Source organism: Variovorax sp. 10L426 (assembly GCF_056395305.1).
The window spans coordinates 153,624-174,528 of sequence record NZ_JBFTJF010000014.1 but is presented as its reverse complement, the minus strand read 5'-3'; the positions used below and the strand labels follow the sequence as shown (position 1 = coordinate 174,528).

Sequence of the window (20,905 nt, the reverse complement as noted above, 5' to 3'; positions counted from 1 at the left end):
ATGACGACACCTCTTTTGAGTATCAGGAACCTGCGCGCCGGCTATGGCCGCGCCGAGGTGCTGCACGGCATCGATCTCCAGGCGGGCCAAGGCAGTGTGGTGACCGTGATCGGCCCGAACGGCGCCGGCAAATCCACCTTGCTCAATGCGCTCATGGGCGTGCTGCCCTCCAAAGGAACGATCGAATTCCGAGGACAGGCCATCGATGGCCTGTCGCTCGAAGAACGCGTGATGCTCGGCGTCGCACTGGTGCCGGAGAAGCGCGAGCTCTTCGGCACGATGCCCGTGGAAGACAACCTCGTGCTCGGCGGCTTTCGTCAGGTGCGTCTGGGCAACCGTCAGTGGCGTGATCGCATCGACGAGGTCTACACCATCTTCCCGCGCCTCAAGGAGCGCCGCGCGCAACTCGCAGGCACGCTTTCGGGCGGCGAACGGCAGATGCTCGCCGTGGGCCGGGCGCTGATGTCGCGGCCTTCGCTGTTGATGCTCGACGAACCCAGCCTGGGGTTGGCGCCGCTCGTGGTGCAGGAGATCTTCCGCACCGTGACCGCGCTGCGCCAGACCGGCGTGACGATCCTGCTGGTCGAGCAGAACGCGCGCGCGGCGCTCGAAGTGGCGGATCACGGCTACGTGCTCGAGATGGGCAGCGTGAGTGTCGAGGGCGAGGCGCGCCAGCTCGCGGGCGATTCGCGGGTGATCGACACCTATCTTGGCGCCAAGCGCGCCTGACGAAAGCGGCGGATTGCCATGAACTATCAGCCACGCCCCGACGACGTGAGCTTCGTGTTGAACGCGGTGCTCGGCGCCGCCTCCCGGCTGCGCGCGCTGCCACCTTTCGCTGAAGTGGACGACGCGCTATACACGCAGGTGCTCGAAGAAGCCGGCAAGTTCGTCGCCGAAGTCATCGCGCCGCTCAACCGCGACGGCGACGAAATCGGCTGCAGGATGGTCGACGGCCAGGTCGTCACGCCGCCTGGGTTCCGCGAAGCCTACCAAGCCTTCGTCGACGGCGGATGGCCGGCACTCTCGGCCGCCACGGAAGATGGCGGCCAAGGCTTGCCCGCCGTGCTCGAAGCCGTGCTCTTCGAGTGGCTGAGCGCGGCGAACCATGGCCTGACGATGGCCCCTGGACTGTTGCACGGCGCCTACGAATGCCTCAAGCACCACGGCAGCGACGAGTTGAAGCAACGCTATCTCTCGAAGATCGCGACGGGCGAGTGGCTGGCCACGATGTGCCTGACCGAGGCCCACGCAGGCAGCGATCTGGGGCAGGTGCGCACGCGCGCAATCGCGGCGCCCGACGGCAGCTTCCATGTCTCGGGCGGCAAGATCTTCATTTCCGGTGGCGAGCACGATCTCACCGAGAACATCATTCACCTGGTGCTGTGCCGTCTGCCCGACGCGCCGGCCGGGCCCAAGGGCCTGTCGCTGGTGCTCGCGCCCAAGGTGCTGCCTAACGGATCGCGCAACGCCGTGCACTGCGAGCGCATCGAGGAAAAGATGGGCCTGCACGGCAGCTCGACCTGCGTCATGCGCTTCGATGGTGCAACCGGCTGGCTCATTGGAGAACCGAACCGCGGCCTCGCCGCGATATTCGTGATGATGAACGCGGCGCGCCTGCACGTCGCGCTGCAAGGCATCGGGCTGCTCGACGCGGCCTGGCAGAAGGCGGACGCCTATGCGCACGAGCGTCGGCAGATGCGCGCCCCCGGCCCCGCGCCTGAAAGCCGCGGCAGCGAGTCGGCCGACCTCGTGGCGGAGCATCCGGCCATTCACCGCATCCTCGACACCCAGCGCGCCTGGATCGACGGCGCCCGCGCGATCGCCTATCGCACCGCCGTGCTGCTCGATGTCGCGCGCCACGACGAAGACCCCAAGGCGCGCGAACGCGCACAGCGCTGGTGTGCGCTCATCACGCCCGTCCTGAAGGCCGCCTGCACGCAGCAGGCCTTCCAGGGTGCCAGCGAATGCCTGCAGGTGTTCGGCGGCCACGGATACGTGCGCGAATGGGGTATCGAGCAAATCGTGCGCGATTCGCGCGTGACCATGATCTACGAAGGCACCAACGAGATCCAGGCCATCGACCTGCTCGTGCGCAAGGTACTCGCCGATGGCGGCGCCGGGATGTCCGGCCTGCTGGTCGAATTGCGTGACGAACTGGAAGCCTCCCGCGAGATCGATGCCGATGTGCAGCGACGACTGGCGCAACTGCGCTACCTCACCACCACCATCGCCATGGCGTCACAGGTCGATGCGACCTTGCCTTACGAGGTGGCCGATGACTATCTGCGCGTTGTGATGCTTGCGCTTCTTGCATGGGCATGGGCTCGCATCGAACGTGCCTCGCCGGACGACGCCCGCTGGTCCAACCCGAGCGCCGCCTTCCGCCGCTGGGTGTTGCCGGAATTCGAGATGCGCCTGGGCATCGTCAAGCGCGCCTGCGAAGCGGTCACCACGCGGGTTGTCGCCTGAGAAACGCCCTTCGAAGCCAGAAGACAGTTACGCTTGCGCCATGGCAGTTTCCCGAAAGAAATCCACCTCCGACACCCATGTCCACGCTCAGCGGTCCGATCGACTGGATACCCGCATGCTAGAGACCCTCGTCGGCTATAACGCGCGCCGTGCGTGGCACGTCGTGAGCCAGGTATTTGCGGAGCGCATGGCAGCGTATGGACTGAAGCAGGTCGACTTCTCCGTCCTGTCACTCATCGCGCACAACCCCGGCGCCACCTCGCGCCAGCTTTGCTCCACGCTCGACATCCTGCCGCCCAATCTGGTGAGCTTGATCGCGACGATGGACAGCCGCGGCCTGATCGAGCGCCGGCCGCATCCGCATGATGGCCGAGCCATTGGCCTCTATCTCACGCCGGCCGGCGAGGAATTGATCCGCGAGGCAGAGCAGACCGTGATGCAACTCGAAGCGGATGCCAGCGCGCGCCTGACGTCTCGCGAGCGCGAAACGCTGATCCGGCTGCTCCAGAAGATGTACCACTAGGCTCCGGCCCCGCGTGGGACTAGAAGCGTTCCGTCAGCCGCAGCAGGTCGTAGGCGGCATCGGCGATCAATGAAGGATTCGGATAGTAGAGTTCGCCGTTGAACTCATGGTGGGAAAACGCAGAGCGCGCCTCGACGTAGCGCGTGCGAGCAGTATGGAAAGTCTGCCGCCGCCAGTCGGGTTGCAGCGATTCGAGACGCGCCCAATGCGCGGGCGTCAGCGTGGGGCTTTGCGGAACAGGCGCCGTGCGCTCCACTAACAGAAGCTCGCGCGCCTCACGCGTGAGCGGATCGAGTTCTTGAACCTTGTCGCGCCTGCGGGCGAGGACGTTGGACAGAAACGTCGCGCCAAAGAGGCTGAGCAGCGCGAGACCGATACCGAAATCGATGGTGATCATTCTTCAGCGTGAAATCCGTTCCGGAAGTTTTTCACCAGAATTTCCACCAAGGCGTCGAGCTACGCCGCGAAGCCGCGGGCGGCAGGGTCTGCAGGCCGGTGTCGCGAATACGGCGACGCTGCTCCGCCTCGAGCGCCTGGGCCATGCGATGGGCGAGTTGGTCGCCTTGCATTGCGCGAAGACGCCACTCCGACGCGAGGTTTTGAAGCTCTGCGTCCTGGAGGGCTGCGGGCGATGTCGACGGTACGGACATTCCGAAATTCTGCACACGCCCGAGCCAGGCGGCAATCGTAGAGGTTTGCCTTACATCAACCAGGGCGCCCGGCCACAGCGGAGCGGCGGCAGGCCGCACCGGTCCGCGTGCTTACTCCACGGAGGCCCCGGAAACCTTGACGATCTCGGCCCACTGGGCGCTTTCCTTGCGGATCAGCGCCGCGTACTCGGCGCTCCCGCCCAGGAGAGGCACCGCGCCTTCGACGCCGAGCCTCGACTGGAACTCTTCCGTCGCCGCGACCTTGAGCATCTGGCCCGATAGCTCCTTGACGAACGCTTCGGGCGTACCGCGCGGCGCGAGGATGCCGTAGGTCAAGGTGCTCTCGAACTTCGCGAGGCCCGGCACGCCGGATTCGGCCACAGTCGGCACATCCGGCAACGACGGCAGCCGCTTGCTTCCAGTGACAGCCACAGCCCGCAGGCGCCCGCTCTTGACCAGCGCCAATGCAGGCGGGATGACGCTGAACATCATCTGTACCTGCCCGCCCACCAGATCGGTCAACGCAGGCGCCGTGCCCTTGTAGGGGATGTGGTTGATCTTCACGCCACTCTTCTGCCCGAGCATCTCACCGGTGAGATGACCGCCGGTGCCGCTCCCGCTGGACGCGTAGTTGATCGATCCGGGCCCCGCCTTCGCGGCGGCCACGAGATCAGCCACCGTCTTCACCGGCGAGCTTGCCGGGACGACCAGCAGCAAGGCCGAAGACGCGAACATTGCCACCGGCGCGAGGTCCTTCTGAGTGTCGAACTTGAGATGGCTGTAGAGCGCGGGGTTGATAGACACCGTGCCCGAATGCCCCAGCAGCAAGGTCGTGCCGTCCGGCGCGCTTCTCACCACGTATTCGGTGCCGAGATTGCCGCCCGCACCGGGCTTGTTCTCGACCACGACGCCCTGATTGCGAAGCTCGCCGAGGCTCTTGGCCATCTGGCGCGCGAACACGTCATTGCCGCCACCGGGGGTGAACGGCACGACGATGCGGATCGGCTTGGTCCGGGATTGCTGTGCGCCGGCCGGGACCGGCAGCAAGGCATTGGCCGCCAGCGCGAAGGTGGCTAGACCGAATTGACGACGCGACGATAGCAATCTGAAAGTCATGAATTTTCCTTGGGCAAGGGGCCCGATGATGAACGAGTGGTGAAGAAGGAAGTGGCTCGCGCGGCCGGCATGCAGGCACAGCGAAGCCCGGGCACCCGCAATGCGGTCGGCCCAGGCCAACGGATGGGCTCAGATGATCAAACCCGCTCGAGGATGACCGCGATGCCCTGCCCCACGCCGATGCACATCGTGCACAGCGCATAGCGGCCGCCGCCCTTGTGCAGCTGGTTGATGGCGGTGGTGGCGAGCCGCGCACCACTCGCACCCAGCGGGTGGCCCAACGCGATCGCGCCGCCATTGATGTTCACGCGCGCGTCGTCGTCCTTCAGGCCCAGGAGACGCAGCACCGCGAGGCCCTGTGCGGCAAAGGCTTCATTGAGTTCGATCACGTCGATCTGGTCGAGCTTCAGGCCGGTCAGCTTGAGCACCTTCTCGGTCGCGGGCGCCGGACCGATGCCCATGATGCGAGGCGGCACACCGGCGGTTGCCATGCCCACCACGCGGGCGCGCGGCGTGAGGCCGTACTTGGCAGCGCTCGCCTCGTCGGCGAGCAACAGCGCGGCGGCGCCGTCGTTCACGCCGCTGGCATTGCCGGCGGTCACGGTGCCGTCAGGACGCACCACGCCCTTGAGCTTGGCCAGCGCCTCCAGGCTGGTGTCGCGCGGATGCTCATCCTTCGCGACGATGATCGGATCCCCCTTCTTCTGCGCGACCGTGACGGGCACGATCTCGGCATCGAAGAAGCCCGACTTCTGCGCCGCAACGGCGCGCTGCTGCGAAGCGAGCGCCATGCGGTCCTGCGCCTCGCGCTCGATCTTGTAGTCGGTTGCGACGTTCTCGGCCGTCTCGGGCATCGAATCCACGCCGTATTGCGCCTTCATGAGCTTGTTGACGAAACGCCAGCCGATGGTGGTGTCATAGACCGCGTTCGCGCGGCTGAAGGCGCTCTCGGCCTTGGGCATCACGAAGGGCGCGCGGCTCATGCTTTCGACGCCGCCGGCGATCATCAGGCCGGCCTCGCCGGCCTTGATGGCACGCGCTGCGCTGCCGAGCGCATCCAGGCCCGAACCGCACAGGCGGTTGATCGTGCCGCCGCCGACTTCGAGCGGCAGGCCCGCGAGCAGCGCCGACATGCGCGCGACGTTGCGGTTGTCCTCGCCGGCCTGGTTGGCGCAGCCGTAGAGCACGTCGGCGACGGCCTGCCAGTCGACGTTCTTGTTGCGCTCCATGAGCGCCCTGAGCGGCACCGCGCCGAGGTCATCGGCGCGCACGCTGGAGAGCGAACCGCCGTAGCGGCCGAAGGGGGTACGGACAGCGTCGCAGATGAAGGCTTCGTTGGTCATGGTGTGTGTCTCTTCGTCGATTTCAGTTGATCAGATGGCGATCGGCAGGCCGACCAATTTTTCGAGTTCGGCATGTTCGAGGCCGTCGACCTTGTCGATCAGCTTCAGCCCCGAAGGCGTGCATTCGAGGGTGGCGAGGTCGGAATACACCCGCTTCACGCAACCGATGCCGGTCAGCGGATAGGTGCACTTGTCGACGATCTTGCTCTCGCCCTTCTTGGTGAGCAAATCCATCATCACCCAAGTCTGCTTTGCACCGATGGCAAGGTCCATCGCGCCGCCGACAGCGGGAATCGCGCCTTGCTCGCCGGTGCTCCAGTTTGCGAGATCGCCGGTGGCGGAGACCTGGAACGCGCCCAGCACGCAGATGTCGAGATGGCCGCCGCGCATCATCGCGAAGCTGTCGGCATGGTGGAAGTACGCGCCACCCGCCAGCAGGGTGACCGGCTGCTTGCCGGCATTGATGAGGTCATAGTCTTCCTGGCCTTCGGCGGGCGCGGGGCCCATGCCGAGGATGCCGTTCTCGCTGTGCAGGATGACTTCGCGGCCGGCGGGCAGGTGATTGGCGACGAGCGTGGGCTGGCCGATGCCGAGATTGACGACGGCGCCGTCGAAGATGTCCTGCGCGACGCGCGCTGCGAGCTGGTCCTTGGTGCGGCGTTGGTAGTTGCTGCTCATGGTCATGCCTCCCGCCGAGCCGCCTCAAGGGAGGCATGCGCCCCCTCGGGGGGCAACGAATACACGAAGTGATGAGTGTGGGGGTACATGTTCATGCTGCCTTCTTGAAGCCGCCGGCCTGCGTGGCGACGCGGTCGATCTTGACGATCCTGTTGACGAAGATGCCGGGCGTGACGATGGTCTCGGGGTCCATCTCGCCGAGTTCGGCGATCTCGTGCACGGTGGCGATGGTGCGGTCCGCCGCCATGGCCATCACCGGGCCGAAGTTGCGCGCGGCCTTGCGGTACACGAGGTTGCCCCAACGGTCGCCCTTTTCGGCCTTGATCAGTGCGACGTCGCCGCGGATCGGGTATTCGAGCACGTACTGCTTGCCGTCGATTTCGCGCGTCTCGCGATCACCCGCCAATTCCGTACCGAAGCCGGTCGGGCAGAAGAACGCGCCGACACCGGCGCCTGCGGCGCGGATGCGCTCGGCCAGGTTGCCTTGGGGCACGAGTTCCAGTTCGAGCTTGCCCGAACGATAGAGCTCGTCGAACACGTAGCTGTCGGCCTGACGCGGAAAGCTGCAGATGATCTTGCGCACGCGACCCGCCTTGAGCAGCGCCGCGAGGCCCGCCTCGGCATTGCCAGCGTTGTTGTTGACGACTGTGAGGTCCTTGGCGCCCTGTTCGATCAGGCCGTCGATGAGTTCGTTGGGAATGCCGGCGGTGCCGAAGCCGCCGATCAGCACCGTGGCGCCGTCCTGGATGCCTGCCATGGCATCAGCGATCGAACGCGCGATCTTGTTGATCATGAATTCTGTCTCCGGGAAGGGAAGAAACCGAGTGGAAGGTCGAACGCGGTGGCTGCAATATATTCGCCAATTTGTTCGATACGCGAACAGTTGTTCGTATAATGAATTCTAAAGAACATCGCACCCCATGGCAACCCACCGGAAACACCCCGTTGCACCCGCGCCCGGCGACAGCTACGTGCAGTCCTTCGCACGCGGGCTCCAGGTGATTCGCTCGTTCAGCGCCACCGCGGCGCGACAGACGCTCAGCGAGGTCGCGGCCTCGAGCGGCCTCACCCGAGCGGGTGCGCGCCGCATCCTGCTCACATTGCAGACGCTTGGCTATGTCCACAGCGACGGCAAGCTCTTCAGCCTCACGCCGCGCATCCTCGACCTGGGATTCGCCTACCTCTCGTCGATGCCGATCTGGAACCGCGCCGAGCCGGTGATGGAAGCATTGGTGCAGCAGGTGCAGGAATCATGTTCGGCGGCTGTGCTCGACGCCACCGATATCGTCTATGTGCTGCGCGTCCCCACGCACAAGATCATGCGCATCAGCCTCGGCGTGGGCTCGCGCCTCCCGGCCTACTGCACCTCGATGGGCCGACTGTTGCTCGCCGATCTCGATGACGAGGACATCCGCGACCGGCTCGCCGCGTCGACGCGCGAAGCCTTCACCAAACATACGCTGACCGACATCGACGCCCTCTTCGCCAAGGTGGTGCAGGCGCGGCGGCAGAGATGGTGCCTGGTCAATCAGGAACTGGAGGAAGGATTGATCTCGATCGCCGCGCCGATCGTCGATCGTGCGGGCCGCGCCGTCGCAGCGCTCAACATCAGCGGCCAGGCCAACCGCACGAGTGCCAAGGTGATGCAGGAAACCATGCTGCCCGCGCTGCTGGCCTCGGCGGCGGAGATTTCCCGCCTTCTCTGAAGCCCCGGTCAGGCGTCTGACCGAATGCCCCGCATCAGAATGACGCCGCCGAGCTGCGAGGTGTCATTGCGCATGCGGTAGCCCAGCGCTTGCGGCGTACCTGCCTGCGCCTGCCATCCCGCAGCGAGCAGGCGCGCCTGCACCTCTGCTGACCGAACGACTTCTCCCAGCGCAGCGTTGAGCTTGGCCACTGCGCTCTGCGGCAGGCTCGCCGGTGCGGCGAGCGCGGTCCAGATCTCCAGATCGGCGCCCCTGACATTGGCTTCACGCAAGGTGGGCAATTCGGCGAACAACGGGCTCCGATCGGGCGAAGTTACTCCCACAGCTTTCAGCTTGCCCGACATCACGTGCGGCTTGGCCAAGCCTGGCGGCAGCAGCGCGAGTTGGATCTGCCCGGCGAGCATGGCGTTGATGACCTGCGGATTGCCGGTGAAAGGTACGTGCTGTGCGGTGATGCTGGTGCGGCTCTTCAACAACTCCATCCCCAGATGCCCGACGGTCCCGACGCCCGGCGTCCCGTATTTGCCCGCGCTGCTCAGATTGCGCGCCCAAAGGAGCAACTCCTCCGCATGGGTGCCCGTGGCGCTGCCCGACACGGCGAGCACCAATGGCGCAGTGCCGATCAAGCTCACGGGCGCGAAGTCCTTCTCTGGATCGAAAGGCGTTTTGGGATTGAGGAGCTTTGCAATCGTGAGGTTGCCATTGATCAACGCACCGATGGTGTGGTCGTCCCGCGCCTTCGCGACCTGGTCGGCCGCGAGATTGCCGCTTGAGCCTGGCCGGTTCTCCACAAGGACGGGCTGGCCCAGCAGCCTGGAAAGCGGCTCCGCCACGGCACGCGCTGCAAGATCCGGCGATGCACCTGCGGGGAATCCGACCAGGATGCGGATGGGCTTGGAGGGCCAGACCGACGATCCCGTTGAAACAGGCGCGATCCGCGTACGCGATGCCTCCTGGGCCCACGCGCCGGACGCGCAGAACGTGGCGGCGATGGATTGCAGGAGGCGGCGTTTGGTAATCATGGAAGCGATGGATTGAAGCGGTCGAGTTACACAACGTTACGCGACACCCAATCACCGTGCAAGTCAGCCCAAAGGCTTCGTTCCGATCGACGTCGCCCGGAGAGCCTGGAGAATCAGGGCTTTTCATCTTTCATCGAAGCAAGGCGCATCCATGCCCGACATTGCGGTCTTCGGCAGCCTCAACATGGACCTGGTCGTTCGCGTGCCGCGCGTACCGGACGCGGGCGAGACCCTGCACGCACACTCGTTCATGACCAATCCCGGCGGCAAGGGCGCCAACCAGGCCGTGGCCTGTGCGCGCCAAGGTGCCCAGGTCGCGATGATCGGCCGAGTGGGCGACGATGACTTCGGCACGGCATTGAAGGCCTCGCTATCTGGCGATGGCGTCGACGTCGCGCACGTCGCGACCGCCGCGACGTCGACCGGCGTGGCGCTCATCATGGTCGACGACGGCGCGCAGAACCGCATCGCGCTGATCGCCGGTGCCAACGCTTTCGTAGGCGCCGAAGACACGCAGCGCCTGGGGCTGGACTTCGCGACGGCGAAGCTGCTGTTGCTTCAACTCGAAGTGCCACTGGAGGCAGTGTCCGATGCCGCAGCCCTTGCGCATGCGGCCGGCATCACCGTGGTGCTGAATCCTGCGCCCGCTCGGCAACTTCCCGATTCGCTGCTCCGACAGGTGAGCATGCTCGTGCTGAACGAGACCGAGGCGGGCATGTTGAGTGGCATGGCTGTGAACGATCCCGGAAGCGCCTCGCGGGCAGCCGAAGCGCTGCGACAGCGAGGTCCGGCACATGTGATTCTCACGATGGGCGCCGATGGCGTCGTTGTCTGCGACGCTGCGGGCTGCCGCCACTTCGAGGCGCTCAAGGTGAACGCCGTCGACACCACTGCGGCTGGTGACACGTTCATTGGTGCGCTTTGCGCGACACTCGCAAGAGGCGAATCCATCGACACCGGCATCGCCTTGGGCATTCGGGCTGCAGCCGTGTGCGTGACGCGGCCAGGCGCACAGGCATCCATTCCGCATCGGCACGAACTCTCTTCGCTGCCGCCGGTGGCCCGCCCCAAGGATGTGACGCCCTCCTGATTCGCGCACGTCAACCTCAAGATTGGGCAGAAGGAATCTGGCGCACGCGGAATCGCAGGACTAGACTCCTCGACCGGCCCTGCCGTCCAGGCTGCTGGCTCTGGCGCGGCACGGCTCGGACTCGAACCGAGGAGGCGCCATGAACATGTCTCGGAAATTGACGCACACCGCGTGTGGTAATCGGCGCAAGCATGGGCGGATTGACGACTTCCCGCGCAGCGATCTGCGCAATCCCGCGCTCGTGGCGCGCGTGATGGCTGCCGCAGCAACCAGCTAGCTCCACATTTCCTGCGGGGGACCGCGGCGAGCAGTCGTCCCCTCCATCGGCTTGTGTCGCGGCCGCGGCGACCACGCCTCCACCACAACGAGGACGTCACCATGGCCACTTTCATTTCGCTCGTCAACTTCACCGACCAGGGCATCCGCAACGTGAAAGAGTCGCCGGCCCGCGCCGAGGCTTTCAAGGGACTGGCCTCCAAGGTCGGCCTGAGCGTCAAGAGCATGTACTGGACCTCAGGCACCTTCGACCTGGTGATCGTGACCGAAGGCAGCGACGAAGCGGCAATGGCCGCGCTGCTCAGCGTCGGTACGCTCGGCAATGTGCGGTCGCAAACACTGCATGCCTATTCCGCGGACGAGTTCAAGAAATTCCTCGCCTTGATGCCCTGATATTCAGGCCGGCTTCACCGCCGTGTACTCGGAGAAGATGCCGAGTTCGGCGTGGCGCTTCACATCCTCGAATCCGGCGGCGCGCAGTGCAGCCAGCACGGATTCCGGCACGATGCAGGCTTCGATCGTGTCCCAGTAGTAGCGCCAGAGTTCCGCCGTGTCGTGTTTGTGCGCCACGACCTTGGCGATCACCGGCACGACGCTGCGCATGTAGGCCTTGAGAACGGCAGTCCCGACTCGTCCGGCGGGCTTGGTGATTTCGAGCACCACCAGCCGGCCGCCCGGCCGCAGTACGCGAAAGAACTCCGAGAACGCCGCGTTCACGTCGGCGATGTGGCGCAGCGCGTAACCCATGCTGATGAAGTCGCTGCTCGCATCGGAGCGCGGCAACGCTTCGGCCCGTCCGCGCACAAGCTCGACGCCAGGCAACTTCACTTCGCCCATCATCCCGGGGCTCGGGTCCACGCCTACCAACCGGCCTTGCGGGCCGATCAGCGCGAGTGCCTCGCGGGCGACCAGCCCCGTGCCGATGCCGACATCGAGCACCTCCGCACCCGTCGAAAGACCGGCCCGCTGGAGCGCCGAGCGCCGATACCAAGGCCCCGAGCCGAGCGCCAGCACGCGCTCGATCCGGTCGTAGTCGGGCGCCGTGTCGTCGAAGATCCGGCGAAGGAACTGCTGATGCTCGACCTCGTCACCGTAGTACTCGGGCAAGGGCACGTGCGGTGCGAGGACCTCGCCTGGCAAGCCGGCCGCCCTCTCTTGTCCGTCATGAAGAGTCTGGTGCTGAGCGGGTTGCACGTTCGCAGTTTCCATGGCTTCGGGTCCTCCTTTGAATCCCTGGCGCCATTGTGAGGCAGGTGAGGCAGGACCCGGAATGACCACCGTCACGACTTGCCCGTCACCGGCCCCATCACCAGATCCGGCAGTGCGGTCGCGATGCCGGGAACGATGCAGATCAGCACGACCGCCACGAACATCAGCAGCACGAAGGGCAGCACGCCCCAGATGATCTCCGAGAGCGCAATGTCCGGCGCGATGTTCTTGATCACGAAGATGTTGAGCCCCACCGGGGGATGAATCAGCCCCGCCTCCATCACGATGGTCATCAGGATGCCGAACCAGATGAGGTCGAAGCCGGCCGCCTTCAAAGGCGGCAGGAAGATCGGCGCCGTCATCAGGATGATGCTCACGGGCGGCAGGAAGAAGCCCAGCACGATCACCAACACCAGGATGGCGGCCAGCAACAACCACTTCGACAACTGCAGTTCGACGATCCAGCTCGCCATCGACTGGCTGATGTGCAGGTAGCTCATCACGTAGGAGAAGAGCAGCGACATGCCGATGATGAACATCAGCATGGTCGACTCCTTGATGGTCGCCGCGAGGATCGGCGCGAGATCCCGGATGCGCCACACGCCGTAGATCACCGCAATGAGCACCAGCGCCAGCATGCCCCCCAGCCCGGCAGTCTCCGAAGGCGTGGCGAAGCCGCCGTAGAGGGCCACCATCACGCCGATGAGCAGCACCACGAAAGGCACGACCCGCGGCAGCATCTCGAACTTCTGGCGCAGGCTGAAGTGCTCGTCGTCGAGCAGTGCCGACGCACTGCCGTCGCGCTCGAATGCGCGCTTCGCGCGGCGGAATTCCTTGCGGTAGTTCAGCATCGCGTAGCCGGCGAAGAGAACCACCAGCAGCACGCCCGGCCCGATGCCCGCCAGGAACAGGCGTCCCAGCGACTGCTCGGCCGCAACCGCGTAGAGGATCATCGTGATCGACGGCGGCAGCAGGATCCCCAGCGTGCCGCCGGCCGCGATGATGCCCGCCGCAAAGCCCGGCGAGTAGCCGCGCTTGCGCATCTCGGGAATCCCGGCACTGCCGATCGCCGAACAGGTCGCCGGACTCGACCCGGCCATGGCGGCGAACAGCGCGCAGGCGAACACGTTGGCAATGCCCAGGCCGCCCGGCACCTTGTGCATCCAGACGTGCATGGCCGCGTAGAGATCCTGCCCGGCCCGTGATCGTCCGATGGCCGCCCCCTTGAGAATGAAGAGCGGGATGGACAGCAGCGTGATGCTCGACATTTCCTCGTAGACGTTCTGCGTCACCGTGTCGAGCGACGAACCGGGCATGAAGAAGGCCATGAACAGCACGGCAACCGCGCCCAATGCGAACGCGATCGGCGTGCCCGAGAACATCAGCAACAGCGTCGCCACGCCGAACAGAAGCCCCAGTGCCAGCATCGACATCAGTGCGGCTCCGCCCGATTCGCCAGCCGATTGATGCTCGCGCACACCTGCACCAGCAGTTGCAGCGTGAGCAGGCTCATGCCGAGCGACATCAGTCCGTAGGGAATCCACAGCGGCGGCGCCCACGACGACGACGACGTCATGCCGTCGACCCAGGCCTCATGCAGCAATGTCCACGATTTCCAGGCGAAGAAGCCGCAAAAGGCAAAGCTGACCAGATCGATCACCACCATGCGCACGCGGTTCGCGGCGGCCGACAACTGCGAACCAATGGCTTCGATGCCGATGTGCCCGCGAATCGATTGCACGAACGCGCCGCAAGTGAAGGTCATTCCGACCAGGCAGAACACTGCCGCTTCGTCCTGCCAGTCGGTCGACGCCTTCATGAAGTAGCGCGACACCACGCTGTAGGTCAGCACCACCGATGCGGTCAGCAGCGCGACCATGCCGATGGCCATCGCAACGCGATTGACCGCCTGCAACGCGCGCGCCAGCGGCAGCAGCACGCGCGGCGTCGCCGGATCGAGAGGAATGCCAAGCCCGGGCGACGCGGGCTGGAGCGCGCCGCTCACAGAAGCTTCTGCGCGGCCGTCAGCAACGCCTTGCAAGACTCGTTGCGTTCGCCGAAGTCCTTCCATGCGGTGTCGCGTGCGATGACCTGCCACTTCTTCATCGTGGCATCGTCGATGTCGAAGACCTTGGCGCCGGCCTTGGCATAGACCTCGGCAGCGATCTTGTCGTCGGCGCGCGCGGATTCGGTGGCGAACTTCTCCTGTTCGGCGCCCGCGGCCATGATCATGTCCTGCTGCGCCTTCGGCAGTTTGGCGAACACTTCCTTGGACATCATGAGCGGCTCGAACATGAACCAGTACGCCCGGTTGCGCCCGCTCGTCATGTTCTTGGCGATCTCCTCGAGCTTGAAAGAGATGAAGCTGGTCGACGAGGTCATGGCCGCGTCCATGGCGCCTGTCTGCATGGCGGCGTAGATCTCGTTGGATGGCAGCGTGATGACCGAGGCGCCCGCCGCCTTGAGCATCATGTCCATCTCGCGGCTGCCGCCACGCACCTTCTGGCCCTTGGCATCCTCGGGTGCGACCAGCGGGCGGGCGCGGCTCACGACGCCGCCGGCTTGCCAGATCCAGCTCAGCACGATGACGCCCTTGTCGTCGAGCATCTTCGACAGCAGCTTTCCGACTTCGCCGGTCTTCCAGGCAGCGCCGACTTCGTAGCTCGGCACCAGCGCCGGCATCAGGCCGATGTTGGTCTCGGGAACCTCACCGCCGGCATACGACAACGGAACCAGGGAGATGTCCAGCGCCCCCTTGCGCAGCGCCGAGAACTGCGAATTGGTCTTCATCAGCGAAGAGCCTGGATAGACCTCCGCCTTGAGCGCGCCGTTGCTGCGCTTCTCGATGTCGGCAGCGAACCTGCGGCACAGCCGATCGCGAAAGTCACCTTCGGTCAGCGTGCCGCCGGGGAACTGGTGCGAGATCTTGAGGGCGCCCGACTGTGCACCAGCACGGCCCGAAATCGCCAGTAGGGACGCCGCTGCCGCAGTGGACAGGACGTCGCGTCGATTGAAATTCATAAGGGTGTCTCCAGGCTGCCTTCCTTGTGCGGCGCCAGACACACACCTTATTGGCGATGCCGCAGCGACGCCCTTGGTGTTATCCATGACACCGCCGCGTGGGCGACAGCCGGGAGCCCCTCAATGCCCCGACGTCGGCTCCAGCACGAAGTCGAAATTCAGCGTATGGAAGGGTGTTTCCTGCGCGCTGCCGTCCGGCGCGGTGCCGGCGGGATGCGACACGAAATCGCCGATGAGCGAATTGCGCACGCCGAAGACCGCGTCACTGTCGAGGTAGGTGTCGCCATCCCTGAACACGTGCGTGATGAGCGTTTCGTAGCCCGGCGCCTTGATCATGAAGTGGACATGGGCGGGGCGCCACGGATGCCGCTTGGTGGCACGCAGCATGTCGCCCACCGGACCGTCGGTCGGGATCGGGTACGCCACGGGCATCACCCCGCGGAACCACAGCCGGCCCTTGTCGTCGGTCCGGAACACGGCCCGGCCCTGCGGGCGGTCCAGGCCGGCTCGCTGCACGTCGTAGAAGCCTTCGGCATCGGCCTCCCACACGTCCACCTCGGCATGGGGGACGGGCTCGCCGTCGCGCCCGCGCACCGTGGCGTTCACGAACAACGGCTCGCCCTTGGCGCCGCCGGAGATATCGCCACCCAATTCGAGACGCGGGGCGCCCTGCACGTGGAACGGGCCGAACACCGTCGCCTCGGTGGCCTGCGCACTCTTCGCGTGGTTGAGCGCCACCGTGAGCATCGAAAGCCCGAGCGTGTCCGACAGCAGGATGAATTCCTGCCGCTTGTCGCTGCACTTCTGTCCCGTCGCGGTCAGGAACTCGATACCGGCCGCCCACTCGGCCTCGGTCAGCCGCACCTCGCGCGCGAAGTCGTGCATGTGTCGCACCAGCGCCGACATGATCTCCTTCAGCCGCGGGTCCGGGGTGTCCTCGATGCGCGCGAGCACCGCGGCGGTGATGGTGTTTTCATTGATGTTTCGCATGGGGATGGAACTCCAGGTCAGAGGGACGGGCCGGGGAAGCGACGCGCTTCGGCGCCGCGGCATCGCGCGTCACGAGACGCCGCTGCGTCGGGAACAGCGACCAGCCCCAGCGCTGCTGCGCGAAGCCCCACAGCCCCTGCTTGAAGAAGATGGTGACCACGATCGCCAGAAGGCCGAGGCCGAGCAGGTACCACGTCCCATAGTCGCTCAGGAACTTGTTGAGCGCCCAGAAGATGACGGCACCCACCAGCGGCCCTTCGATGCGGCCGATGCCGCCGATCACGACCATGAAAATCGCGAACGCGGTCCAGTTCACGCTGAATGCGGCGTCCGGGCTGATCCGCAGGTTGCCGACGAAATAGAGCGCACCCGCCAGCCCGGCGCCGAAGGCCGCGACCACATACACCGCGAGCTTCATGCGCGCGACCGGAATGCCCTGCGATTCCGCCGCGACTTCGTTGTCGCGGATCGCCAGCAACGCCAGGCCGCGCTTGCTGCGCAGGAACAGGTAGACCAGTGCGATCGCCGCGACCACGCAGGCCAGCGCCATCCAGTACGTCACACTCTCGCGCGTCGCCTTCTCGATGCCGCGCAAGGCTGTCAACGTGGTGCCCGACCCGCCGCCCACCGCCGACACATTCGCGAAGCTGAGCCGGAAGACTTCGGCAATGACCCAGGTGCCGATGGCGAAGTAGCCGCCCGACAGCCGGAACGCGACGAAGGACACCGGCACCGCGATCAACCCTGCTGCGATCGCACCCAGCGGGATCGCGATGAAGGGATTGAGCCCCACGAAATTGCCGAGCATCAGCATCACGTAGCCGCCGAAGCCGAAGAAGGCCTGCTGCCCGATGCTCACCATGCCGCCGTAGCCTGCGAGCAGGTTCCACATCATTGCGAAGATGAAGTAGCAGGCGATCTCGACGAACTCGCGCATCCAGCTCGACTCGCCCCACAGCGGCAGGCTCGCCGCCAGCACCACCAGCGCGACCGCTATCCACAGCGCAGAGCGACTCGCCGCCGTACTGCGCACCACATCGAAATTCATGTTGGTCATGACCGGTTCCATGGTGTCCGGCCTCAGCCGCGGGTTTTCGGAAAGAGCCCTTGGGGCCGCAGCACCAGCACCAGCAGGAATACCAGGTGACCGATCCAAATGCCCCAGCCCGGATCGAGCCTGAAGCCGATCTGCTGCGTGATGCCGAGAATCATCGCGCCCGCGAGCGTGCCCCAGAAGGAACCCATGCCGCCGATGATCACGGCCTCGAAGGCGAAGAGCAGCAGCAGCGGTCCGTCGGATGGCGACACCGTCGTGCGCATGCCCTGCAGCGCACCCGCAACGGCGATCAGCACGAAGGCGATGGCAGTGGCCAACGCGTAGACCTTCTTCGCGTTCAACCCCATCAACTCGGCGATCTCGCGGTCATCCGACACAGCTCGGAAAGAACGACCCAGCGACGTGTTCGCGAAGACCCACTGCAGCGATGCCGTGGCAGCCAGCGCCACTGCGAGCACGATCAGCGGAAGCACCCCGATCGACAGGGATTCCCCCAGCCGCAATCCCTGGGTGTTGAGCCCACCGGTTTCGATCGAGCGTGGATCGGCCGAGAACAGCTCCAGCAGCAGGTTCTGGATCACGATCGACAATCCGAAGGTCACGACCAGCGAGGGCAACGGGTCCTTGCCCAGCGTGCCGTTGAGCACGTAGCGCTGCAGCGCGTAGCCGAAACCGAAGGCAATCGGCAGCACGGCGAGCGAAATCAGCAACGGCGCATCGCCGAACAGCGAGGTGCCTGCGATCACGGCAAACGCGCCGAGGATGATGAAGTCCCCTTGCGCGGTGTTTGTGAGCCGCATGACGCCGAACATCAGCGACTGCCCGAGCGCGAACAAGGTATAGAGGCCGCCGAGCAGCACGCCTTGGACGATGGTTTCAAGCACGGAATGTCTCCTCGCTCACATGCCGAAGTAGGCTTGCGAAATCTGCTCGCGCGTGAGCGCATCCGAGCGCCCCTGGAGCGACACGCGACCCTCCTGCAGGCAATAGATGCGCTGCGATACGCGCTGCGCCATCGTCACGTCCTGCTCGACGATGACCACCGTCATGCCCTCGCGGGTGATGGTCGGCATCGCGGCGTAGATCTCGCGGATCACGATCGGCGCGAGGCCGAGCGAGAGTTCGTCGCACAAGAGCACTTCCGGATTGCTCATCAGCGCGCGGCCCAGCGCCACCATCTGCTGCTGGCCGCCCGACAGCGCCGTGCCCGGGTTGTGCCGCTTCTCAGCCAGGATCGGAAACAGCGCGTAGAGACGTTGCAGGTTCCAAGGCCCCTTGCGGCCGGTGAGACCGCCGATCTGCAGGTTCTCCTCGACACTCAGGCTGGGAAAGAGGCGCCTGCCTTCCGGCACCATCGCCAGCCCGCGCTTCACAATCTCGCCTGGCGGCAAGCCACCGATCGCCTCGCCCTTGAAGTGCACCGCATCCCGCGGCGCGCGCACCAGACCCGTCAGGCACTTGAGCAACGTCGACTTGCCCGCCCCGTTCGACCCGATGATCGCGACCAGTTCGCCCTGCGAGAGGGTGAAGTCGACGCCGAAGAGCGCCTGGGCATCGCCGTAGAAGGCCTTGAGCCCGTGGGCTGCAAGCAGTGCGGTCATACCTTCATGCCTCCATCCCCATGTACACGCGCCGGACTTCCGGATCGTTCATCACCGCGCGCGGCTCGCCCTCCGCCAGCTTCTGTCCGAAGTTGATGACGAAGAGCCGATCGGCCAGCGACAGCAGCGCATGCACCACGTGCTCGATCCAGATCATGGTGACGCCGCGGGCCTTGATCTCCTGGAGTTCCTCGACCAATTGCTTTGCCTCCGGCTCGGTCAGGCCGCCCGCGATCTCGTCGAGCAACAGCAGCTTGGGTCGCGTCGCCAACGCGCGCGCGAGTTCGAGGCGCTTACGATCGAGCAGCGTGAGCCCACCGGCGGGCTTGTTCGCGTGCGGCATGAGACCGGTCTGCGCCAGCACCTCGTGCGCCGTCTGCCAGGCCTCCTGCTCGCGCTCCTGCGCGCCGAAGCACGCGGCCGTCACCAGGTTCTCGAAGACGCTCATGTTGCCGAAGGGCTGCGGCACCTGGTAGCTGCGGCCGATGCCCGCGTGGCAACGCTGGTGCGGCTTGAGCGTGGTCACGTCCTGGCCTTCGTACTCGACACGCCCCGCGTCCACGCGAACGTCACCCGAGATCAGGTTGAACAGCGTCGTCTTGCCGGCGCCGTTCGGCCCGAGGATGCCCAGCGTCTCGCCCTCGGTCACGGCGAGCGTGATGTCGTCCGTGACCTTGAGCGCGCCGTAGGACTTGCTGACGGCATGGAGCGCGAGAAGACTCATGACACACCCCCAGGCTTCGCGCACTCCGTGTCGCTTCGCCAACCCCCTTGCGGGGGGCAACACCAGCGGCCCGGCAAAGCCAGTTCCGCGGTGTTTCCAACATGATGAGCAAGATGCACCGACATCTCAGTGCTCACGTCGGCATTGGCCTGAGCTTGCCGCCGACGGGGATGTTCGGGGCGGCTTCGTTGCTCACGATGGTGAGTTCGTACTTGTACTTTGTGCCCTTACCCCATTGGCCGAGCACCAGCGGCGTCTTGCTGACATTCTTGAATGGCCCCTGCCCGCCCCACTTCACCGGGCCGACCACAGTCGCGAGCGAGGTCGCGGCGACGGCATCGCGCACGTCCGATGCCTTCTCCGACTTGGCGCGCGACAAGGCGTCGGCGGCAACCTCGAACAGGGCATGCGCAAAGCCGATCGGCTGCGTCCACTGCTTCTTCGTACCGGCCTCATACGCCTCGGCCAGCGCCTTGGCGCTCTGCTTGGTCAGGCTCGACGTGAAGGGATGAGAAGGGCTCCACCACACCTCGGTAGAGAGCCCATCGCCCAGATCCCCCAGCGCGTCGATCGCCCCCGGGAAAAGCAAGGCCTTGCCCAAGGTGATGATCTTCGGGCGGAACCCCTGTTGCCTCGCCTGCGTGAGGAAAGTCTTCGCATCGGGCGGAATCACCACGCCGGTGACGATCTCGACGCCGCCGCTCTTGAATGCCGCGATCTGCGCGCTGAAATCCTGCGTTCCGTTCTGGAAGCGGCCCGGATCGATGAGCGTGAAGCCCATCTGCGACAGCGGCTTCGGAAAGCCGAGTTCCTTGTCGCCCCATGCATTGCCGTCGCCGTCGTTCGGGAACAGGCCACCCACCTTCTTGTTGGTCTGCAGCGACTTCCAGCCGTTGGTGAAATTGGCGATGACGTCTTCCAGGCCCCAGAAGAGGTGATAGGTCCAGTTGAAGCCCTTGGCCGGATCACCCTTGCGGCCGAAGAACCACGGCTGCCACGGCACGACGCTCGAGATGCAAGGCAGTTCGTTGAGCTCGCAGGCATCGCTCACAGGGTTCGCGGTCTCCGGCGTGCCTGCGGTGAGCACCAGCGCAACCTTGTCCTTGAGGATCAGGTCATTGGCGACCTCGCCCGCGCGATTCGGGTTGGACTGGCTGTCCTTCAGCACGATCTGCACCCCGTACTTCTTGCCGCCGATGCTGATGCCGTCCTTGAAGGCCGTCTTCATCTGGTCGATGACCCACTTGTCCGCTTCGCCGAACGGCGCGAGCGGTCCCGTCTGCGGCGACACGTAGCCGATCTTGATCGTGTCGGCCGCGAAGACCAGTGGTGTGGCGCCACTCGCCGCCAAAGCGGCTGCAGCCTGGGTGAACTGTCTGCGATTCAATGTCATGGTTGTCTCCTTCTTTGGTTCTCGTTCTCTTCCT

At 65.4% G+C, this 20,905-nt stretch carries 24 protein-coding genes; 7 read left to right on the top strand and 17 right to left on the bottom strand.

The window, feature by feature from the left end:
- The 3 genes from AC1DHL_RS20920 to AC1DHL_RS20910 all read left to right on the top strand — a co-directional run bounded on the left by AC1DHL_RS20920 (position 1) and on the right by AC1DHL_RS20910 (position 2,995).
- The gene (locus tag AC1DHL_RS20920) at positions 1-729 is read left to right on the top strand and encodes an ABC transporter ATP-binding protein (RefSeq protein ID WP_478097877.1); all 729 of its coding nucleotides are present in this window, start codon (positions 1-3) and stop codon (positions 727-729) included.
- A gap of 18 nt (positions 730-747) precedes the next feature.
- The gene (locus AC1DHL_RS20915; protein ID WP_478163227.1) at positions 748-2,472 is read left to right on the top strand and encodes an acyl-CoA dehydrogenase family protein; all 1,725 of its coding nucleotides are present in this window, start codon (positions 748-750) and stop codon (positions 2,470-2,472) included.
- Between the two features lie 115 nt (positions 2,473-2,587).
- Positions 2,588-2,995, top strand: coding sequence for a MarR family winged helix-turn-helix transcriptional regulator (locus tag AC1DHL_RS20910; RefSeq protein WP_478097873.1), 408 nt, complete (start codon positions 2,588-2,590; stop codon positions 2,993-2,995).
- Positions 2,996-3,014: 19 nt separating this feature from the next.
- Here the strand turns inward: AC1DHL_RS20910 and AC1DHL_RS20905 are convergent, their stop codons facing one another.
- From AC1DHL_RS20905 to AC1DHL_RS20880, 6 genes are all read right to left on the bottom strand, one after another.
- Complete coding sequence (locus AC1DHL_RS20905) at positions 3,015-3,392, bottom strand: hypothetical protein (protein WP_478097871.1); 378 nt, start codon at positions 3,390-3,392, stop codon at positions 3,015-3,017.
- A gap of 31 nt (positions 3,393-3,423) precedes the next feature.
- The gene (locus AC1DHL_RS20900; protein WP_478097869.1) at positions 3,424-3,645 is read right to left on the bottom strand and encodes a hypothetical protein; all 222 of its coding nucleotides are present in this window, start codon (positions 3,643-3,645) and stop codon (positions 3,424-3,426) included.
- A 111-nt stretch (positions 3,646-3,756) separates the two neighbouring features.
- Entirely contained in the window at positions 3,757-4,761 is a 1,005-nt protein-coding gene (locus AC1DHL_RS20895) for a Bug family tripartite tricarboxylate transporter substrate binding protein (RefSeq protein ID WP_478097867.1), read from the bottom strand.
- Between the two features lie 137 nt (positions 4,762-4,898).
- A complete protein-coding gene (gene pcaF, locus AC1DHL_RS20890) occupies positions 4,899-6,104 on the bottom strand; it encodes a 3-oxoadipyl-CoA thiolase (protein ID WP_478163226.1) in 1,206 nt (401 codons plus the stop codon).
- Positions 6,105-6,134: 30 nt separating this feature from the next.
- The gene (locus AC1DHL_RS20885; protein WP_478097864.1) at positions 6,135-6,788 is read right to left on the bottom strand and encodes a 3-oxoacid CoA-transferase subunit B; all 654 of its coding nucleotides are present in this window, start codon (positions 6,786-6,788) and stop codon (positions 6,135-6,137) included.
- Between the two features lie 85 nt (positions 6,789-6,873).
- Entirely contained in the window at positions 6,874-7,575 is a 702-nt protein-coding gene (locus AC1DHL_RS20880; protein WP_478097862.1) for a 3-oxoacid CoA-transferase subunit A, read from the bottom strand.
- A 127-nt stretch (positions 7,576-7,702) separates the two neighbouring features.
- Here AC1DHL_RS20880 and AC1DHL_RS20875 point away from each other — a divergent pair, with 127 nt between their 5' ends.
- Complete coding sequence (locus tag AC1DHL_RS20875) at positions 7,703-8,488, top strand: IclR family transcriptional regulator domain-containing protein (RefSeq protein WP_478097860.1); 786 nt, start codon at positions 7,703-7,705, stop codon at positions 8,486-8,488.
- Between the two features lie 8 nt (positions 8,489-8,496).
- On the opposite strand, the gene AC1DHL_RS20870 is transcribed toward AC1DHL_RS20875, so the two are convergent.
- Entirely contained in the window at positions 8,497-9,510 is a 1,014-nt protein-coding gene (locus AC1DHL_RS20870) for a Bug family tripartite tricarboxylate transporter substrate binding protein (RefSeq protein ID WP_478163225.1), read from the bottom strand.
- Between the two features lie 151 nt (positions 9,511-9,661).
- Here AC1DHL_RS20870 and rbsK point away from each other — a divergent pair, with 151 nt between their 5' ends.
- The 3 genes from rbsK (at position 9,662) to AC1DHL_RS20855 (ending at position 11,269) form a co-directional block, all read left to right on the top strand.
- Complete coding sequence (gene rbsK / locus AC1DHL_RS20865) at positions 9,662-10,600, top strand: ribokinase (RefSeq protein ID WP_478163224.1); 939 nt, start codon at positions 9,662-9,664, stop codon at positions 10,598-10,600.
- A gap of 139 nt (positions 10,601-10,739) precedes the next feature.
- Positions 10,740-10,877, top strand: a complete 138-nt coding sequence (locus AC1DHL_RS20860) for a hypothetical protein (protein WP_478163223.1) — start codon at positions 10,740-10,742, stop codon at positions 10,875-10,877.
- A gap of 101 nt (positions 10,878-10,978) precedes the next feature.
- A complete protein-coding gene (locus tag AC1DHL_RS20855; protein WP_478097853.1) occupies positions 10,979-11,269 on the top strand; it encodes a GYD domain-containing protein in 291 nt (96 codons plus the stop codon).
- Between the two features lie 3 nt (positions 11,270-11,272).
- Here the strand turns inward: AC1DHL_RS20855 and AC1DHL_RS20850 are convergent, their stop codons facing one another.
- The 10 genes from AC1DHL_RS20850 to AC1DHL_RS20805 all read right to left on the bottom strand — a co-directional run bounded on the left by AC1DHL_RS20850 (position 11,273) and on the right by AC1DHL_RS20805 (position 20,871).
- Positions 11,273-12,085, bottom strand: a complete 813-nt coding sequence (locus AC1DHL_RS20850) for a class I SAM-dependent methyltransferase (RefSeq protein ID WP_478163222.1) — start codon at positions 12,083-12,085, stop codon at positions 11,273-11,275.
- Positions 12,086-12,156: 71 nt separating this feature from the next.
- Entirely contained in the window at positions 12,157-13,518 is a 1,362-nt protein-coding gene (locus tag AC1DHL_RS20845; protein WP_478163221.1) for a TRAP transporter large permease, read from the bottom strand.
- Positions 13,518-14,090: a TRAP transporter small permease gene (locus AC1DHL_RS20840; RefSeq protein WP_478097848.1), complete on the bottom strand. Its 573-nt coding sequence runs from the start codon at positions 14,088-14,090 to the stop codon at positions 13,518-13,520. The genes AC1DHL_RS20845 and AC1DHL_RS20840 overlap by 1 nt, the downstream gene beginning before the upstream one ends.
- Positions 14,087-15,106 (bottom strand): TRAP transporter substrate-binding protein DctP, encoded by a 1,020-nt coding sequence (gene dctP / locus AC1DHL_RS20835; protein WP_478163220.1) that lies wholly within the window; start codon positions 15,104-15,106, stop codon positions 14,087-14,089. The genes AC1DHL_RS20840 and dctP overlap by 4 nt, the downstream gene beginning before the upstream one ends.
- Before the next feature lie 120 nt (positions 15,107-15,226).
- The gene (locus tag AC1DHL_RS20830) at positions 15,227-16,096 is read right to left on the bottom strand and encodes an intradiol ring-cleavage dioxygenase (RefSeq protein WP_478097844.1); all 870 of its coding nucleotides are present in this window, start codon (positions 16,094-16,096) and stop codon (positions 15,227-15,229) included.
- Entirely contained in the window at positions 16,080-17,153 is a 1,074-nt protein-coding gene (locus AC1DHL_RS20825) for a branched-chain amino acid ABC transporter permease (protein WP_478163219.1), read from the bottom strand. The genes AC1DHL_RS20830 and AC1DHL_RS20825 overlap by 17 nt, the downstream gene beginning before the upstream one ends.
- A gap of 23 nt (positions 17,154-17,176) precedes the next feature.
- A complete protein-coding gene (locus AC1DHL_RS20820; protein ID WP_478097840.1) occupies positions 17,177-18,037 on the bottom strand; it encodes a branched-chain amino acid ABC transporter permease in 861 nt (286 codons plus the stop codon).
- Positions 18,038-18,052: 15 nt separating this feature from the next.
- Positions 18,053-18,754 carry an ABC transporter ATP-binding protein gene (locus tag AC1DHL_RS20815; protein WP_478163218.1) on the bottom strand — a complete coding sequence of 234 codons (702 nt, stop codon included), beginning with the start codon at positions 18,752-18,754 and terminating at the stop codon, positions 18,053-18,055.
- A 4-nt stretch (positions 18,755-18,758) separates the two neighbouring features.
- Complete coding sequence (locus AC1DHL_RS20810) at positions 18,759-19,478, bottom strand: ABC transporter ATP-binding protein (RefSeq protein WP_478097836.1); 720 nt, start codon at positions 19,476-19,478, stop codon at positions 18,759-18,761.
- A 133-nt stretch (positions 19,479-19,611) separates the two neighbouring features.
- The gene (locus AC1DHL_RS20805) at positions 19,612-20,871 is read right to left on the bottom strand and encodes an ABC transporter substrate-binding protein (protein ID WP_478097835.1); all 1,260 of its coding nucleotides are present in this window, start codon (positions 20,869-20,871) and stop codon (positions 19,612-19,614) included.
- Positions 20,872-20,905 lie beyond the last annotated feature (34 nt).

Excerpts from the sequence above, each read along its gene's own strand:
- AC1DHL_RS20915 (WP_478163227.1), top strand. The coding sequence starts at position 748 with ATGAACTATCAGCCACGCCCCGACGACGTGAGCTTCGTGTTGAACGCG.
- AC1DHL_RS20805 (WP_478097835.1), bottom strand. The coding sequence starts at position 20,871 with ATGACATTGAATCGCAGACAGTTCACCCAGGCTGCAGCCGCTTTGGCG.
- dctP (WP_478163220.1), bottom strand. The coding sequence starts at position 15,106 with ATGAATTTCAATCGACGCGACGTCCTGTCCACTGCGGCAGCGGCGTCC.
- AC1DHL_RS20850 (WP_478163222.1), bottom strand. The coding sequence starts at position 12,085 with ATGGAAACTGCGAACGTGCAACCCGCTCAGCACCAGACTCTTCATGAC.
- AC1DHL_RS20875 (WP_478097860.1), top strand. The coding sequence starts at position 7,703 with ATGGCAACCCACCGGAAACACCCCGTTGCACCCGCGCCCGGCGACAGC.
- AC1DHL_RS20910 (WP_478097873.1), top strand. The coding sequence starts at position 2,588 with ATGCTAGAGACCCTCGTCGGCTATAACGCGCGCCGTGCGTGGCACGTC.
- AC1DHL_RS20845 (WP_478163221.1), bottom strand. The coding sequence starts at position 13,518 with ATGTCGATGCTGGCACTGGGGCTTCTGTTCGGCGTGGCGACGCTGTTG.
- AC1DHL_RS20860 (WP_478163223.1), top strand. The coding sequence starts at position 10,740 with ATGAACATGTCTCGGAAATTGACGCACACCGCGTGTGGTAATCGGCGC.
- pcaF (WP_478163226.1), bottom strand. The coding sequence starts at position 6,104 with ATGACCAACGAAGCCTTCATCTGCGACGCTGTCCGTACCCCCTTCGGC.
- AC1DHL_RS20830 (WP_478097844.1), bottom strand. The coding sequence starts at position 16,096 with ATGCGAAACATCAATGAAAACACCATCACCGCCGCGGTGCTCGCGCGC.
- AC1DHL_RS20900 (WP_478097869.1), bottom strand. The coding sequence starts at position 3,645 with ATGTCCGTACCGTCGACATCGCCCGCAGCCCTCCAGGACGCAGAGCTT.
- AC1DHL_RS20880 (WP_478097862.1), bottom strand. The coding sequence starts at position 7,575 with ATGATCAACAAGATCGCGCGTTCGATCGCTGATGCCATGGCAGGCATC.
- AC1DHL_RS20895 (WP_478097867.1), bottom strand. The coding sequence starts at position 4,761 with ATGACTTTCAGATTGCTATCGTCGCGTCGTCAATTCGGTCTAGCCACC.
- rbsK (WP_478163224.1), top strand. The coding sequence starts at position 9,662 with ATGCCCGACATTGCGGTCTTCGGCAGCCTCAACATGGACCTGGTCGTT.
- AC1DHL_RS20870 (WP_478163225.1), bottom strand. The coding sequence starts at position 9,510 with ATGATTACCAAACGCCGCCTCCTGCAATCCATCGCCGCCACGTTCTGC.
- AC1DHL_RS20825 (WP_478163219.1), bottom strand. The coding sequence starts at position 17,153 with ATGACCAACATGAATTTCGATGTGGTGCGCAGTACGGCGGCGAGTCGC.
- AC1DHL_RS20810 (WP_478097836.1), bottom strand. The coding sequence starts at position 19,478 with ATGAGTCTTCTCGCGCTCCATGCCGTCAGCAAGTCCTACGGCGCGCTC.
- AC1DHL_RS20855 (WP_478097853.1), top strand. The coding sequence starts at position 10,979 with ATGGCCACTTTCATTTCGCTCGTCAACTTCACCGACCAGGGCATCCGC.
- AC1DHL_RS20815 (WP_478163218.1), bottom strand. The coding sequence starts at position 18,754 with ATGACCGCACTGCTTGCAGCCCACGGGCTCAAGGCCTTCTACGGCGAT.
- AC1DHL_RS20905 (WP_478097871.1), bottom strand. The coding sequence starts at position 3,392 with ATGATCACCATCGATTTCGGTATCGGTCTCGCGCTGCTCAGCCTCTTT.
- AC1DHL_RS20920 (WP_478097877.1), top strand. The coding sequence starts at position 1 with ATGACGACACCTCTTTTGAGTATCAGGAACCTGCGCGCCGGCTATGGC.
- AC1DHL_RS20885 (WP_478097864.1), bottom strand. The coding sequence starts at position 6,788 with ATGACCATGAGCAGCAACTACCAACGCCGCACCAAGGACCAGCTCGCA.